Below are 14,731 nucleotides of genomic sequence, written 5' to 3' on the forward strand. Positions count from 1 at the left end.
ATTTAGGTATAAGAGTCCGGTAAGTGTTTGATGCAACATGTTGAGCATCTTGAACCGGAGAGAATAATGAGGGAGTGACTGTGAAGATTATTGGTATCGTATTACTCGTCCTGTGTTTTCTTATCACACTCGCCCTTGGTGCACAGAATCAGGAAGTTGTGAACTTCAATTATCTGGTGGCACAGGGAGAGTTTCGATTATCTCTACTTTTGGGCGTAGTCTTTGGCACTGGTTTTGCGCTTGGCTGGTTGATCTGCGGCATGCTTTATCTAAAAGCACGTATGTCTGCAGCCATGTTGAAAAAGCAGGTAAACAAGCAGCGTCAAGAGTTGGACAAACTGCGTACGGACCCTGTTAAGGAATAAGCGTAAATGCTAGAGCTGCTGTTTCTGTTGCTGCCAATTGCCGCCGGTTACGGTTGGTATATGGGTAACAGGAATGCTCGTCATCGTCGACAGGATCAGTCGCATCATCTATCAAGACAATATGTCGCAGGTCTTAACCTTCTTCTGTCAGACCAATCTGACAAAGCGGTTGACCTTTTTATAGAACTGCTCCAGGTCGATAACGAGACGATAGACACCCACCTTGCTCTCGGTAACCTTTTCCGCTCCCGCGGAGAGGTAGACCGTGCTATTCGCATTCACCAAAATCTGATTGCCCGTCCAAATCTCACGCTTGATCAGCGCAACCTTGCACTTCAACAGCTTGCTAAAGATTATATGGTTGCCGGCTTTTTTGACCGAGCAGAAAAGATTTTCCACCAACTTGTTGATGAGCCTGACTACAAAGAATTCGCCCTCCAGCAACTTCTTGCTATTTATCAGCAAACCCGTGAATGGGAAAAGGCGATCGATATAGCTAGCAAGTTGGTTAAAGGTGGTAAGAGTAAGCTCAAGCGCGATATTTCCCATTTCTACTGTGAGCTGGCGATGCAGTCTATGGGCGATAATGATGAGAAAGGTGCTCGTCAACTTCTTAAGAAAGCCCTGGCCACTGACAAAGCTTGTGTGCGCGCTTCTTTGATGCTTGCCCGTCTTGATATTGGCAATGAAGATTATAAAGATGCAGCGAGAGTGCTTGAGCAAGTTCTAGAGCAAGACCCGGATTTTGTTAGTGAAGCTTTGCCGCTGCTGGATAAATGTTATAGCGAAATGGGCAAAGAAATGTCCTTGGTTCGCTTCTTGAAAAGTTGTATTGAGAAGAACACTGGTGCTTCGGCAGAACTGATGATGTCCGACATTATCAGTGATCATGAAAATGCAGCCATGGCACAAAGCTTCCTCACCCGTCAGTTGACGAAAAACCCTACCATGAAAGGCTTCCACAAGCTGATGCAACTGCACGTAGAACAAGCAGAAGAAGGCCGCGGTAAAACCAGCTTGAACACATTGAAGCACTTGGTAGAGGAACAATTAAAAGTGAAGCCACACTATCGCTGTAGAAAGTGTGGCTTTTCGACTCACTCGCTTTACTGGCATTGTCCGTCCTGTAAAGGCTGGGGGTCGATAAAACCGATACGAGGCCTAGACGGAGAATAATTAGGAATGCAGGACCCTAAAGTAATTGTTGCATTGGATTACCCAAACATTGATCAGGCGCTGGCGTTTGTCGATCGCATCGAGCCAGGCAGCTGTCACCTGAAAGTGGGTAAGGAAATGTTTACCCTGTATGGCCCTGACTACGTTCGTAAACTGCACGAGCGTGGACACACTGTCTTTCTTGACCTTAAGTTCCATGACATTCCAAATACCTGTGCGCGAGCGGTTGCTGCAGCAGCAGAACTGGGTGTTTGGATGGTGAATGTTCACGCCAGTGGCGGCGAGCGCATGATGGTGGCAGCACGTGAAGCGCTTGAACCTTATGGTAAAGATAAACCAATGCTGATTGGCGTAACGGTGCTGACCAGCATGGAGCAAAGCGATTTGGCGGGTATCGGTATTGGCCGCGAGCCACAGGAACATGTGATGTCGCTGGCAACGCTGACCCGTAACAGCGGCCTTGATGGTGTGGTTTGTTCAGCGCATGAGTCTGCGATGTTGAAAAGCGCGCTTGGTCAGGAATTTAAGCTAGTGACGCCTGGTATTCGCCCTGCGGGCAGCGATGCGGGAGACCAACGACGTATCATGACACCGGTAGAGGCAGTAACGGCTGGCTCTGATTATCTGGTAATTGGTCGTCCGATCACCAAGGCTGTAGACCCAATGGCTGTGCTGACGGAAATCAATGCATCATTGGCATAACGCCAACAGCATTTGAAAAGTTAATAAAAAGCCCTGCATTGCAGGGCTTTTTCACATTAGGCCATATGGTATCTAGAACGCCTGTCGAGTGTTGGCGCGGTAAAGTGACTTTCTATCAGTCTTTGCGTCAATGCGTGTTCGGGGGCAGTGAAGACCTGTTGGGTAGTACCGGACTCAACGACTTCGCCGTTTTGCATCACCATGACTTTATCGGCGACATGTTTTACGACTCCCATGTGCTGAGACACGTAAACATAGGAAAGTCCCATCAACTCCTGCAACTCTAAAAGTAGGTTGAGGATCTGCGAACGCATCGACATGTCCAGTCCGTTCAATGCTTCATCTGCGACGATGACACAAGGCTGAAGGATTAGGGCTCTAGCGAGGGATACACGTTGCTTTTGACCCGTTGCCAGCATTTGTGGGTAGAAGTAGGCATGTTCGGGAAGCAGCCCCACCTGACGTAGCGTATCGACAACACGTCGTTCGCGTTCTTGAGGCGTCATATTGGTGTTTCGCTTGAGTGGCGCTTCGAGAATTTGCCCTATCTGATTTCGTGGATTCAACGACGTGTTGGGATCCTGAAAAATCATCCGGATAAGCTTACAGCGGGTTTGATAGTCGCTTGCGCCCAGCACTTCACCATTCACACGTATCTCACCACCCGTTGGTGACACAACGCCAGCGAGCATCTTGGCAAGAGTTGATTTACCAGAACCATTCTCTCCAATAAATGCCAAGGTCTCGCCCGCTTCGATGGAGAAAGAAACCGGCTTTACCGCTTCTATCACCCGCTTGGTGAAAAGACCTGTGCGGTATTGATAGTTTTTACACAAGCCATCGACTTCAAGCAGTGCGGTCATGCTTTTTGACTTCCATATTGAGTGGGAAATGACAGGCAAACTTATGATTTTTCACTTTACGTGTCCGAGGAACCTCAACACATTTGCGCTGTGCATAAGGACAACGAGGACCTAAACGACAGCCTATTGGCAAATGCTGTAAAGGAGGAATCGAGCCGGGTAAGGCTTCCAGTTTACTCTTGTGCGGAATGTCCTGACTGAAGTCAGGCATCGCGCGAAGGAGCGCATCGGTATAAGGGTGATGAGGCGCTTGCAGGATCTGCTTGCGCCCTGCTGATTCAACAGATTGCCCGCAGTACATTACTGTAATTCGGTCCGCCCATTGGGTCACAGTAGTCAGGTCGTGGCTGATCAACAAAATCGTTGTGTTTGCCAGTTGGTTGGTGCGACTGAGCAGACGAAAGATTTGAGCCTGTGTAATCGGGTCCAAATCATTGGTTGGCTCATCCGCTATCAAAAGGCGAGGGCGGTTGGCAATGGCCATCGCAATCATCACTTTCTGACATTCGCCATCCGTGAGTTCATACGGATAGCTCTTCATGATGCGCTTGTGGTCTTTGATCCCCACTTTGTGCAGCAGCGCGATGGATTGCTGTTTACGCCAAGACAGCCTTTGCCACCAACTGCCACTGAACGAACCGGATGGTATCGCTTCTTCCAATTGGTAACCCACCTGCTCAGATGGGTCTAGACAAGTAGAAGGCTCCTGGAAAATCATGGCGATGTCTTTACCAACCACATGACGTCGTTCACGCGCTGGTAGAGCTAGCAAGTCGATATCGCCAAGACGTAAGCGGTCAGCAGTGACGCGCCAGTTATCTTTAGTGACACCACAGATGGCTTTGGCTACCAGACTCTTACCCGAGCCTGATTCACCCACCAAACCACGGATTTCACCTTCACTTATGGTCAGGCTCATGCGGTCGACCGCTTTGACCAGACCTTGCGGTGTTTCGATTTCTATCGTCAGGTGTCGAATATCTAACAACGGCATTATTCTGTCCCCGCGTTAATCGCTTGAGTAATGCCATCACCCACCAGGTTGACGACAAGTACGCTGATCATGATAGCCAGTCCTGGCAAGGTCACCGTCCAAGGTGCGGTGAACACCAGTTCAATCGAATCGCCCAGCATTGCACCCCATTCTGGAGAAGGCGCCTGCGCGCCGAGGCCAAGGAAACCCAGTGCTGCAATATCCAGAATGGCTACCGAAATCGCGCGGGTCAATTCTGTGCTCAGTGTTACCAGAATATTAGGTAATACGGAGTGATACAGTAAATAGAAGCTGTTCGCCCCATCCAAACGCGCTGCCAGAATGTACTCTTTTTCCATTTCCGCATGGACCGCAGTGTAGACCGCGCGGATAAAGCGTGGGATCAGTGCGAGCCAGACCGCCAGCAAAATACTCAGTTCTCCCGGCCCCTGAAACGCGACGACAATGATGGCTAGCAGCAGAGAGGGAATAGACAACACTGTATCCAAAAGGTGGTTCAGGAAGCTGGATTTCAGGCCCGAGGTCATACCCGCCAGAATACCAATAAGTACACCCAGAACACCTGCAGCCAAAGCGACAAGTACCGCATAGCCAAAGGTGAGTCGGGAGCCTTCAATTAGCCGGGAAAGCATGTCCCGCGTTAGATCATCGGTACCCAGAAAGTAATCAACTGTACCTTTGGTGTCCCAAGAAGGTGGCATGAGCAGCTCACCAGTCTGGAACTGTGCGCCATATGGAGCAATCCAAGGTGCCAAGATGGTGACCAAAAGTAAAATGCACAAACACCAGAAGCCGAACACCGCAAGGGTATTTTCCCGAAACGCTTTCCATGAGCGCTCAAGTTGCGTTGGAATGCGCTCTTCTAAATAAACACTATTTGAGGGCATACCATTCCTTCCTTGCCAGAGGACTGATAGCAGCTCCGGTCAGATCAGAGAAAATGTTCGCGATCAGAACCACACTACCGACAGCAAGCACACCAGCTTGTACGGCAACATAGTCCTGGAAGCTCAGTGCATCCAACAGCCAAGTACCAATACCTGGCCAGTTGAAGACAGATTCGGTAATGATGGCAAAGGTCATCATGGTTGAAATTTGGATGCCGAACTTAGGAATAATTGGCGGTAGGGCATTTTTCAGCACATGGCGCATGACGATTTCCGATTTAGACAACCCTTTTGTCGCAGCTGCCTTGATGTAGTTTTGGCTCATCACGTCTGCAACGGAATCACGCAATAGCTTGATGATTTCGGTTGTTGGCGCCACAGCCAGCACCAGTGTCGGCATAATGAGGTGGCGGATAATGTCCTCCAACGCCTGACTGCGCTGTGGGTGATTGGACAACAGCACATCAACGAATGCAAAACCGGTAATGGTTGGGATTTCGAAAAGCAAATTGTAACGGCCTGATACCGGCAACCAGCCCAAATAGAGCGAGAACACCATGATCATCAGGATAGCCATCCAGAAGATCGGCATGGAGAAAGTCACCAGCGTGAGCGATGAAATGACCATGTCTGTGGAAGAGCCACGGCGAATGCCTGCTAAAGTGCCAAATGGAATACCCAGTAACAAGGCGACTAGAAAAGCAAAGAAGCAAAGTTCCAGAGTTGCGGGGAATACGCGGGATAAAGACTCTGTTACCGGCTGGCCATTGGCTGCAATGCCAAGATTGCCTTGCATGATCTCGCGCAGATACTGTGCCCAACCTGCCCAATATTCGTATTGATTAAACACTGAGAGTGGGTCGAGCTTGACGATGTTGTAGCCGATCATGCTTAGGATCAGCAGCGTGATAATGAAAAGATTGAGCCGGCGAATGGCGTAGATCAACATAGATCAGCGGCTCCTGGATACGTTAGCAAAAGACTTGTCTCCAAACGGGCTTAACGTGATGCCCTGAAGTGACGCATTTCGCGCCTGGTAGTGAACACCGTGTGCCAGCGGTATAACTGGCATGCGGTCATTAAGAATGCGTTGTGCCTGCAAATACAGGTTGCGGCGTTCGTTTCGCTCGTCGGTGGCAATTGCAGAATCAATGAAGCGGTCAAAATAACGGTTGCACCAGTTGGAGAGGTTCCAGCCAGTGAATTTGGCGTTGCAGGAGAGCAATGGTCTCAGGAAGTTATCCGGGTCACCGTTATCTGCAATCCATCCTGTTAGCACCATACCAAGCTCATCAATGTCATCACGTAATAACTTACGGTTGATGTCTTCAAGCGCAATAATATTGACCGTGATACCAATGGGTGCCAGATTCGCCTGAATTAACTCTGCCGTTTTTCTTGGGCTTGGGTTATAGGCTTTGGGCGTTAAAGGCACAATTAAGTCCACTTCAAAGCCATGACGGTAGCCAGCTTTCGCCATCAAGCTTAGAGCGAGTTGGGGATCGAAAGCCACGTAAGACTTTTCGTTATACGCCCATGACATTGGCGGCAACATGCCATTCGCAGGTGTTCCCGTACCGTAGTAAACCGACTGAATGAGAGCGTCGCGGTTGATTGCCAGACTAATAGCCTGACGAACTTCCAATTCTGAAAGCGCAGGGTGGCGGGTATTGAGCGCAAGAAAAGCGACGTTCATACCAGTCTGTGAGGCTAGAACAAAGTCGGGGTTATTTTCGATAACAGAAAGCTGGCTGGCAATGGGCGATGAAAGCACATCACATTCTCGGGTGATGAGCTTACTTAGCGAACCTGTTCCTCGATTACTGATGTCATAGGCGATTTGCTCCATAGGCGCAGCACCATTCCAGTATCCCCAGTGCCTTTTCAATCGAATGAAGCGGTGAGGTTCGTATTCATCCAGATAGAAGGCTCCTGAGCCGACAGGGTGTGAGTCAATTTTGGCTGGTGTTCCCTTCGTTAACAGATGTTCAGCATATTCCGCAGAATGAATGACCGCATAAGTGGTTGAGAGGGTAGATAGGAATGACACATCAGGTCGAGACAAGACGAATTTGACTGTATAGTCATCAAGTGCAATGACATCATCAACTAACCCTGCAAAATCCATACTTTCAAACCACGGATAGTCGCCGCCCGAAACTGTGTGGAAAGGATGCTCAGGGTCAATCAATCTTTTAAAGCTGAAAACCACATCTTCTGCATTTACGCCACGATGGGGAATGAACCAGTCAGTAACTTGAAAACTGGCGCTCTGGCGGAGATTGAAAACGTACTCCTTACCATCTGGGCTTACTTCCCAGCTCTGTGCCAACATAGGAACAGGTTTATAAGTCTGTGGGTCGAGCTGAAGAAGCCGATCATAGATTTGGCTGGAGAGCGCATCAGCGGTCAGACCGCCATCGGTCAACTGTGGATTGAAGGTGTTAGGTTGACCCGGACCGCAATAAATGAAACCACGGTTACGCGCAGCGTTGTCAGAGAACGGGTCTTCACATCCTGCTAAGAAGAGGATGGTTACGCTTGCCAGTAGCAAGCGGCCTAAAGCGCTCATAAGCCAATGATTAGGTGATAAAGTTAAGTGTTTTAATTTACCACTGAAGCAACGGAGTCACCAAGTGGCGGCGCAAATATCTGGGTAATTTCAGAACAATTGGCGAAAAACTTATGCCGAATCGGTGTTTTCATCACCAACCAGATTGTATTTTCGCAGCAACCCTCTTATTTGATGGTAGCTTAAGCCAAGCAGCTCTGCGGCGCGTCGTTGATTAAATCGTGCCTGTTCCATCGCCTTTTCAACAATTTCCTTCTCTTGCTCTTGCTGCCATTGACGCAAGTCGAGTGGGAAGGTGATTTCTGATTTCGACTCAGCCTTCTCAGCACGCTTTTCGTTTCGCCAGGGCGCTTTGAATGGGTCGAGTTGAATGTCTTCCGCATCAATCTCGCTACCTTCGTCAGCGTGACGGTATATGGCGCGCTCTACAACATTCTTCAGTTCACGTACGTTACCCGGCCAGCGATAGGTGTTGAGTAGTTTCACTGCTTCCGTCGAAAAGCCGGAAAAGTAGCTGTAACCGAGTTCACGACACATCTTCAGTGCGTAATATTCGGCGAGAAGCAGAATGTCTCCCTGACGCTCACGAAGCGGTGGAAGATGGATAACATCAAAAGCAAGCCTGTCGAGCAAGTCTGCACGAAACTCACCGTCATCGGCCATCTGAGGCAAATTCTCATTGGTTGCACAGACTAGCCTGACATCAGCGCTCAGCACATCACTTCCGCCCACGCGTTCATATTCACCATATTCGATGACACGAAGGAGCTTTTCCTGCACGCCAAGTGGCGATGTTGCTAATTCGTCCAGAAACAGAGTGCCGCCTTCCGCCCGCTCAAAACGACCTTTGTGCTTTCCTTTTGCGCCACTGAATGAACCGGCTTCATGGCCAAACAGCTCAGAGTCAATCAAGCCTTCACTCAATGCTGCACAGTTCAGGCTGACCAGCGGGCCATCCCAACGGCGTGACAAATAATGCAGGCGTTTGGCGATAAGCTCTTTACCTGTACCTCGCTCCCCCAGAATCAGAACGGGGCGGTCGAGCGGCGCAAGACGGGAGACATGATCGAGAACGGAAAGGAAGTGATCGGATTCGCCAATGAGGTTGTCAGGTTTCTGCATGGTGAAATTTGCCAACTGTTAGTTTATTTCATCATACCCTTATGAGGGGAAAATGCACGTAATGAGTTAACTTGTTGTAATATATAGGATATAAAAGTTGGCACGGGACTTGATGTATATCTGGCAAATGAGGTTTTCCCTCACCTGTAAGCGCACAGAGCGCATTCGGCAATAAGGAGCATCACAATGGGTATTTTCTCTCGCTTTGCAGATATTGTTAACGCTAACGTCAATTCACTGCTGGATAAAGCAGAAGATCCACAAAAAATGGTTCGCCTGATCATTCAGGAAATGGAAGACACACTGGTTGAAGTTCGCACTTCTTCAGCACGTGCGCTGGCAGACAAAAAAGAACTGGCGCGTAAAATCGAAGGCATTGAGCGTCAACTGACCGATTGGCAGGAAAAAGCGACGCTAGCACTTCAGAAGTCTCGTGAAGATCTGGCTCGCGCAGCACTGATTGAAAAGCAAAAAGTGCACGATGTCTTGCTGACTCTCAAAGAAGAGTACAATCTGGTCGATGAAACTATCGGTAAATTGGGTAACGAAATCGCAGAGCTTGAAACCAAGCTGGCAGAAACCCGTGCCCGTCAGCAAGCGCTGGTGATTCGCCGCGAAGCCGCTGGCAAACGCCGCGATGTTCGTCGCCAACTCGATACCGGCCGCACTGATGAAGCACTGGCAAAGTTCGAGCAATACGAGCGCCGTATTGATGAGCTGGAAGCAGAAGCAGACAGCTACAGCATCGGTAAAGGCAAGCGTCTTGAAGACGAATTTGCAGACCTGCAAGCGCAGGACGAAATCGAAAAAGAACTTGAGCGCATGAAAGCGGAACTTAAGGACAAAGAATAAGCCCCTCACAAAAGGTAAGGAGTAGGCATGTCAATGGCGTTTCTTTCAATTCCACTGGTGGTGTTTTTTGTATTCGTTGCACCACTGTGGTTGTGGCTCCACTACCGCAGTAAACGACAAGTCGGTCAGGGCTTGAGTGGTGATGAGTTTGAGCAATTGCAAGCCCTGGCAAACCGAGCGGAAGCATTGCAAGACCGCATTCATTCTCTGGAGCGCATTCTTGATGAGGAAGCGCCAAATTGGAGACATAGACAATGAGCAAAACGTTGTATCGTGATCCTGTAAACGGGAAGATCGGTGGCGTTTGTGCAGGTGTCGCCGATTACTTCGGGATGGAAATCTGGTTAGTGAGGATCCTGACTGTGACGGCATTTCTGATGGGACTGGGCTTTTTCGTTATCGTGGCATACATTGCTGCCATGCTCATCCTTGAAAAAATGCCGCCGGAAGAGGCAAAGCGTACTTTCCACTACAAAGAGCATCAAGTGAAACAAAAACCTTGGCAACAAGGGAAATCAGCAAGCCAATTGCTGGCTGATATTGATAATGAAATGGGAGAGATGGAACAAGACGTTGCCAAAATGGAAGCGTATGTAACATCAAAAGAGTACGAATTGAATCGACAGTTCAAAAAGCTCTAATCAAAATCCATGATGACGTTATCCCCCGCTTTTATCGCGGGGGATTTATCTTTTGAGGGGTGCTGCTATTTATGAATTCAGTGAAGCGTCAGGTGAATAAATGGGTGAGCCGTAGTCTCGACAGACATGTTCGCCTTGCAGTGACGGGGCTTTCCCGTGCCGGTAAAACCGCCTTTATCACCTCACTCATCAATCAGTTGCTGCACAGCGCGACCAATCCGCGCATGCCTTTGTTTGCGCCTGTCCGCGAAGGACGTGTTCTCGGTGCGCGACGTGTTCAGCAGAGTCAGCTTCATATTCCAGCCTTTGACTACGATCTTGGCATTCAATCATTGCGCGCGCATCCGCCAACTTGGCCTTCTCCAACGCGTGATGTCAGCGAGATTAGGCTGGAAATTCGTTATCGACCTGAAAAAGGGGCGATGAAGTTGTTGCAGGATACGGCGACGCTGTATCTCGATATCGTTGATTATCCTGGCGAATGGCTGCTTGATTTGCCGCTGCTTTCCATGAGTTTTGATGAATGGTCGCGTAAACAAAGTGGCATCTTGACCGGTAAGCGCAAAGAACTGGCGGAGGATTGGTTGGAAGCGGTCGACAGTTTCGACCCGTTAGCGGATGCCGATGAGAAACTGATTGGCGAGATGGCGGCGAAATTTACTGCTTACCTCCATGCCTGTAAGGAAGAAGGGGGACTGCATTGGGTGCAACCGGGCCGATTTGTGTTACCGGGCGAATATGCTGGTGCACCCGTGCTCCAGTTTTTCCCATTGATTGGCAATAAGTATGGTGAAAGCCAACTGGCGAACGCGCCGAAAGGTAGCAACTACGCCATGCTGAAACAGCGATACGATTACTACTGCCAGCACATTGTGAAAGGCTTCTATCAGGAGCACTTCTCCAAAGTCGACCGACAGATTGTGCTGGTGGATACCCTGCAACCGCTGAATGCCGGGCCAGCGTCGTTTAACGACATGCGAATGGCATTGGAGCAGTTAATGCAAAGCTTCCGCTACGGTAAGAGTGGCTTGCTGCGCCGACTTTTTGCGCCGCGTATCGACAAGATCCTTTTTGCGGCGACCAAAGCTGATCATGTTACGCCAGACCAGCATCCGAATCTGGTTTCTCTGCTTCAGCAGCTGATCCATGAAGCCTGGCAAACTGCCGCGTTTGAGGGTATCGATATGGAGTGTGTCAGCCTCGCTTCTATTCAAGCGACTGAGCCTGGCATGGTCAATCATCAGGGTGAAACCATGTCTGCACTGCGTGGCACGTTGGAAAATGGTGAGCCAATGTTGATGTACCCGGGTGATGTGCCGTCGAGGTTACCTGGAGAGTCCTTCTGGCAGGATAACCAATTCGAGTTTCGTCAGTTCCGACCGATGCAAACCGATGTAGACGAGCCTTTGCCGCATATTCGCGTGGACAAGGCATTGCAATATTTGCTGGGCGACAAACTGAGGTAGGAGGCGAGATGAACGATTATAAAAAAGCCGTCGTGTTTGATGAGCCTGAAAAACAACAGGATGAATCGCCTGAGCTGACGCTTCAACGTCAATTTGAGCAGGACAACACATCGTTTGCTGTCACCAGCGTGGAAGAAGAAAGTGATGCCGAAAAAGCATTGGAAGCGACTCTAATCTCTCCCAGAAAAAAACGATGGGGATTGCGCGCGCTGGCAGCAGCAGGCATTGGTTTGGTCTGTTGGCAAACGGTTGATTCTGTCTGGACAGCAGTGCAGAGCGGAGATTGGCTGACGGTCGGCTGGAGTGGTTTTGTTGCTGGTATTGCAGTGATGGGCTTAGGCGCATTGGGGCGCGAATTTCTGGCACTCCGTCGCCTGAAAGGCCGACAGGACGAACGCGAAGAAGTCACCGCCATCATGGCGGCTGAAGGTATTGGCAAAGCCAAAGGCGTCTGCGAGAAGCTCTCAAAACAGTCAGGCGTTGAACTTACGGCGGGCTATGACAAATGGCAGACGTCGTTGGCGGCGACGCACAACGACCGCGAAGTCTTCGAGCTTTACGACCAGATGGTGGTGACAGAGCAAGACGTTCGCGCAAAAAAAATGGTGACCAAATATGCGTCAGAAGCTGCGGTCATGGTGGCACTTAGCCCGTTGGCGATCGCCGACATGTTGCTAGTGGCATGGCGTAACTTCAGACTATTGGAGCAAATTTCTACCGTGTACGGTGTGAAGCTGGGCTACTGGTCGCGCATTCGATTACTCAAGTTAGTGTTAGCTAACATGGCATTTGCTGGCGCCAGTGAAGCGATCACGGATATCGGCACGGATCTGCTTTCGGTCGATATTGCGGGCAAGCTTTCCGCAAGAGCAGCGCAAGGGCTGGGTGTTGGGCTGTTGACGGCAAGACTCGGTTACAAAGCCATGTCTGTAATGCGCCCACTGCCTTACATTGGTACAAACGCCCCAAAGCTGTCTGACATGCGTAAGCAGTTACTCACCAAACTGACTCCAGGAAACTAGGGGCTGTTGGCCTTTGGTGATTGAATTTTGTTTACGCCATAAGCGCTTTAGGCGCGGCGAGGTGTATGCCGCCTAGTCATTCTAAGCAAATACATCTCAACAAAGCATAAAGCGCTTAGGGCTGAACCCTTCGGGCAGCGTTTGTGGGGACTTTCTACTGCGTTATCGGCTTCTCATGTAGGCGAGCTACACATCGAAGCCTCTGCCTTGCACAAAATCCCCACAAACTGCTGCAAAAAAACATCACCAAAGGTCAACAGCCCCTGGCGCCAATGGCGCTGTTTTCCTTTTGCAGGGAGAGGATTAGCTCTCTCACGTTTTCATTGGCACCGCTTGACTCAATGGCCTGAGAGGCGCACACTCCTTTCACTGTCAACAATTCCTGACACTTTTTTATACAGCTAATTGAATATTTCACGCTTTCAGGGATTAGAGGGTTTAACCTCAACGACTATTCATTTCAACGCGGCTGACACCGGGATACAGGATGCCGTCAGCCCCACTGCATACAGGACACTACCGTGAGATTACAGGTCTTTTGCGAAGATCGACTTGGATTAACCCGCGAACTCCTCGACATTCTGGCACGTCGTAACATTGACTTGCGTGGTATCGAAATTGACCAGGTCGGCATTATCTATCTCAACTGCCCCGAAATAGAATTCGAAGAGTTCAGGCAATTGATGTCGGAAATCCGTCTTATCAGCGGCGTGACTGATGTGCGGAAAATACAGTTTCTGCCAGCCGAGCGCGAACACCGTGAACTGCGCGCATTGCTCGAAACACTGAGCGACCCCGTCTTTTCGGTCAATCTCAGTGGCAAAGTCGATATGGCGAATAAGGCCGCATTGCGTCTGATGGGCAGTGAAGAGTCTGATCTGATTGGCGAAACGGCTAACAGTGTGTTCCCTGATTTCAACTTCACCCATTGGCTGGAGCGCGATAACGCCGGTCAAATCCATCGCCAGGTTGTGCTTTCAGGTATGGATTACCTGATGGAAGTGATGCCGGTATATGTAACCGACAGTGAAGACAAAGACGTGCTGGCCAGTGCGGTAATACAGCTTAAACAGGTTTCCATGAACCATCTGCCAACGACGTTATATCGTACGCCGGGCGAACATGGTTTTGAGCATCTGGTGGGTCAATCCAGCAAATTTCGCACCTTGGTCAATCAAGCGAAAAAATTTGCCACGTTGGATGCGCCACTCCTGATTCAAGGTGAAACTGGTACAGGCAAAGAAATGCTGGCCAAAGCCTGTCATCAACGGTCACATCGCGCAGAACACCCATTCCTGTTGGTGAACTGTGTTTCCATGCCGGATGATGCCGCAGAAACTGAGCTGTTTGGCTGCGCACCGATGGAAGGGCGTGAGGGTAAAAAAGGTCAGCTAGAGCAGGCTGATGGAGGAACCGTGTTCCTTTATGAAGTAGGCGAAATGAGCCAGCACCTGCAGATCAAACTGCTTCGATTTATGCAAGATGGCACCTTCCGTCGTGTTGGCGAAGAAAAAGAGATCAAGGTTGATGTCCGTGTGATTTGCTCCACACAGAAAAATCTTTCAGAGCGCGTCGCTGCGGGGCAGTTCCGCGAAGATTTGTATTATCGATTGAATGTTCTTTCCCTGACTGTCCCGCCTTTGCGTGAACGCCCTTCAGACGTGCAGCCTCTTGCTGAGCTGTTCCTGAATCAGTTTGCCGCTGAGCTGGGTCAGGAAAGACCTATGTTGCAACAAGGTGTACTCGAGTTTTTGAACCAGTATTCTTGGCCGGGCAATGTCAGACAGCTACGAAATGTGCTGTTCCGCGCAATGACACAAATCGAGGAAGGTTGCCTGACCAAAGATGACATCCAATTGCCGTAAACGGAACAAAGTGCCTTCCTGACAGAGGAGACACTGGAAGGCTCGCTGGATGACATCATGAAGCGTTACGAGTCAGGTATTCTGTCGAACCTTTATCGCAGTTATCCATCAACTCGAAAGCTCGCGAAGCGGCTCAGCGTTTCTCACACTGCTGTGGCAAACAAACTTCGCGAATACGGTATTGGTAAGAAATAGAAAACAAAA

General features: G+C 49.7%; 14 protein-coding genes and 1 pseudogene. 9 read left to right on the forward strand and 6 right to left on the reverse strand.

Translation table 11 applies throughout. From position 1 onward, the window contains the following. Window positions 1–80 precede the first annotated feature (80 nt). The 3 genes from GCE9029_RS02590 to pyrF are packed head-to-tail and all read left to right on the forward strand — an operon-like array spanning window position 81 to window position 2,243. Window positions 81–365 (forward strand): LapA family protein, encoded by a 285-nt coding sequence (locus GCE9029_RS02590; protein WP_002539246.1) that lies wholly within the window; start codon window positions 81–83, stop codon window positions 363–365. Between the two features lie 6 nt (window positions 366–371). After that, window positions 372–1,541 carry a lipopolysaccharide assembly protein LapB gene (gene lapB / locus GCE9029_RS02595; RefSeq protein ID WP_062660897.1) on the forward strand — a complete coding sequence of 390 codons (1,170 nt, stop codon included), beginning with the start codon at window positions 372–374 and terminating at the stop codon, window positions 1,539–1,541. Window positions 1,542–1,547: 6 nt separating this feature from the next. After that, window positions 1,548–2,243 (forward strand): orotidine-5'-phosphate decarboxylase, encoded by a 696-nt coding sequence (pyrF, locus tag GCE9029_RS02600; RefSeq protein ID WP_062660898.1) that lies wholly within the window; start codon window positions 1,548–1,550, stop codon window positions 2,241–2,243. 56 nt (window positions 2,244–2,299) lie between these two features. On the opposite strand, the gene GCE9029_RS02605 is transcribed toward pyrF, so the two are convergent. The 6 genes from GCE9029_RS02605 to pspF all read right to left on the reverse strand — a co-directional run bounded on the left by GCE9029_RS02605 (window position 2,300) and on the right by pspF (window position 8,681). Beyond that, window positions 2,300–3,106 (reverse strand): peptide ABC transporter ATP-binding protein, encoded by an 807-nt coding sequence (locus tag GCE9029_RS02605; protein WP_062660899.1) that lies wholly within the window; start codon window positions 3,104–3,106, stop codon window positions 2,300–2,302. Beyond that, window positions 3,090–4,100, reverse strand: coding sequence for a peptide ABC transporter ATP-binding protein (locus GCE9029_RS02610; protein WP_062660900.1), 1,011 nt, complete (start codon window positions 4,098–4,100; stop codon window positions 3,090–3,092). Before GCE9029_RS02610 ends, GCE9029_RS02605 begins: the two co-directional genes overlap by 17 nt. Further along, window positions 4,100–4,987 (reverse strand): putrescine export ABC transporter permease SapC, encoded by an 888-nt coding sequence (sapC, locus tag GCE9029_RS02615; protein ID WP_062660901.1) that lies wholly within the window; start codon window positions 4,985–4,987, stop codon window positions 4,100–4,102. The genes GCE9029_RS02610 and sapC overlap by 1 nt, the downstream gene beginning before the upstream one ends. Next, the gene (locus GCE9029_RS02620) at window positions 4,974–5,936 is read right to left on the reverse strand and encodes an ABC transporter permease (protein ID WP_062660902.1); all 963 of its coding nucleotides are present in this window, start codon (window positions 5,934–5,936) and stop codon (window positions 4,974–4,976) included. Before GCE9029_RS02620 ends, sapC begins: the two co-directional genes overlap by 14 nt. A gap of 3 nt (window positions 5,937–5,939) precedes the next feature. Further along, on the reverse strand, window positions 5,940–7,559 hold the full coding sequence (gene sapA / locus GCE9029_RS02625; protein WP_062660903.1) for an ABC transporter substrate-binding protein SapA: 1,620 nt from the start codon (window positions 7,557–7,559) through the stop codon (window positions 5,940–5,942). A gap of 111 nt (window positions 7,560–7,670) precedes the next feature. Next, a complete protein-coding gene (gene pspF / locus GCE9029_RS02630) occupies window positions 7,671–8,681 on the reverse strand; it encodes a phage shock protein operon transcriptional activator (RefSeq protein WP_062660904.1) in 1,011 nt (336 codons plus the stop codon). 186 nt (window positions 8,682–8,867) lie between these two features. Here pspF and pspA point away from each other — a divergent pair, with 186 nt between their 5' ends. The 6 genes and pseudogenes from pspA (at window position 8,868) to tyrR (ending at window position 14,722) form a co-directional block, all read left to right on the forward strand. Beyond that, window positions 8,868–9,533, forward strand: coding sequence for a phage shock protein PspA (gene pspA / locus GCE9029_RS02635; protein WP_062660905.1), 666 nt, complete (start codon window positions 8,868–8,870; stop codon window positions 9,531–9,533). 27 nt (window positions 9,534–9,560) lie between these two features. Further along, the gene (gene pspB, locus GCE9029_RS02640) at window positions 9,561–9,791 is read left to right on the forward strand and encodes an envelope stress response membrane protein PspB (RefSeq protein ID WP_002539261.1); all 231 of its coding nucleotides are present in this window, start codon (window positions 9,561–9,563) and stop codon (window positions 9,789–9,791) included. After that, complete coding sequence (gene pspC / locus GCE9029_RS02645; protein ID WP_062660906.1) at window positions 9,788–10,174, forward strand: envelope stress response membrane protein PspC; 387 nt, start codon at window positions 9,788–9,790, stop codon at window positions 10,172–10,174. The genes pspB and pspC overlap by 4 nt, the downstream gene beginning before the upstream one ends. A gap of 71 nt (window positions 10,175–10,245) precedes the next feature. After that, the gene (locus GCE9029_RS02650; protein WP_062660907.1) at window positions 10,246–11,640 is read left to right on the forward strand and encodes a YcjX family GTP-binding protein; all 1,395 of its coding nucleotides are present in this window, start codon (window positions 10,246–10,248) and stop codon (window positions 11,638–11,640) included. A gap of 8 nt (window positions 11,641–11,648) precedes the next feature. Next, complete coding sequence (locus tag GCE9029_RS02655; RefSeq protein ID WP_062660908.1) at window positions 11,649–12,662, forward strand: YcjF family protein; 1,014 nt, start codon at window positions 11,649–11,651, stop codon at window positions 12,660–12,662. A 521-nt stretch (window positions 12,663–13,183) separates the two neighbouring features. After that, window positions 13,184–14,722, forward strand: a pseudogene (gene tyrR / locus GCE9029_RS02660) (transcriptional regulator TyrR). The last annotated feature ends 9 nt before the right edge of the window (window positions 14,723–14,731 follow it).

Source organism: Grimontia celer, assembly GCF_900055185.1.
Taxonomy (GTDB): Bacteria; Pseudomonadota; Gammaproteobacteria; order Enterobacterales; family Vibrionaceae; genus Enterovibrio; species Enterovibrio celer.

Bases quoted from the DNA above. Each gene is read 5' to 3' on its own strand.
- lapB (WP_062660897.1), top strand. From the start codon at position 372: ATGCTAGAGCTGCTGTTTCTGTTGCTGCCAATTGCCGCCGGTTACGGT.
- pyrF (WP_062660898.1), top strand. From the start codon at position 1,548: ATGCAGGACCCTAAAGTAATTGTTGCATTGGATTACCCAAACATTGAT.
- GCE9029_RS02605 (WP_062660899.1), bottom strand. From the start codon at position 3,106: ATGACCGCACTGCTTGAAGTCGATGGCTTGTGTAAAAACTATCAATAC.
- GCE9029_RS02610 (WP_062660900.1), bottom strand. From the start codon at position 4,100: ATGCCGTTGTTAGATATTCGACACCTGACGATAGAAATCGAAACACCG.
- sapC (WP_062660901.1), bottom strand. From the start codon at position 4,987: ATGCCCTCAAATAGTGTTTATTTAGAAGAGCGCATTCCAACGCAACTT.
- GCE9029_RS02620 (WP_062660902.1), bottom strand. From the start codon at position 5,936: ATGTTGATCTACGCCATTCGCCGGCTCAATCTTTTCATTATCACGCTG.
- sapA (WP_062660903.1), bottom strand. From the start codon at position 7,559: ATGAGCGCTTTAGGCCGCTTGCTACTGGCAAGCGTAACCATCCTCTTC.
- pspF (WP_062660904.1), bottom strand. From the start codon at position 8,681: ATGCAGAAACCTGACAACCTCATTGGCGAATCCGATCACTTCCTTTCC.
- pspA (WP_062660905.1), top strand. From the start codon at position 8,868: ATGGGTATTTTCTCTCGCTTTGCAGATATTGTTAACGCTAACGTCAAT.
- pspB (WP_002539261.1), top strand. From the start codon at position 9,561: ATGTCAATGGCGTTTCTTTCAATTCCACTGGTGGTGTTTTTTGTATTC.
- pspC (WP_062660906.1), top strand. From the start codon at position 9,788: ATGAGCAAAACGTTGTATCGTGATCCTGTAAACGGGAAGATCGGTGGC.
- GCE9029_RS02650 (WP_062660907.1), top strand. From the start codon at position 10,246: ATGAATTCAGTGAAGCGTCAGGTGAATAAATGGGTGAGCCGTAGTCTC.
- GCE9029_RS02655 (WP_062660908.1), top strand. From the start codon at position 11,649: ATGAACGATTATAAAAAAGCCGTCGTGTTTGATGAGCCTGAAAAACAA.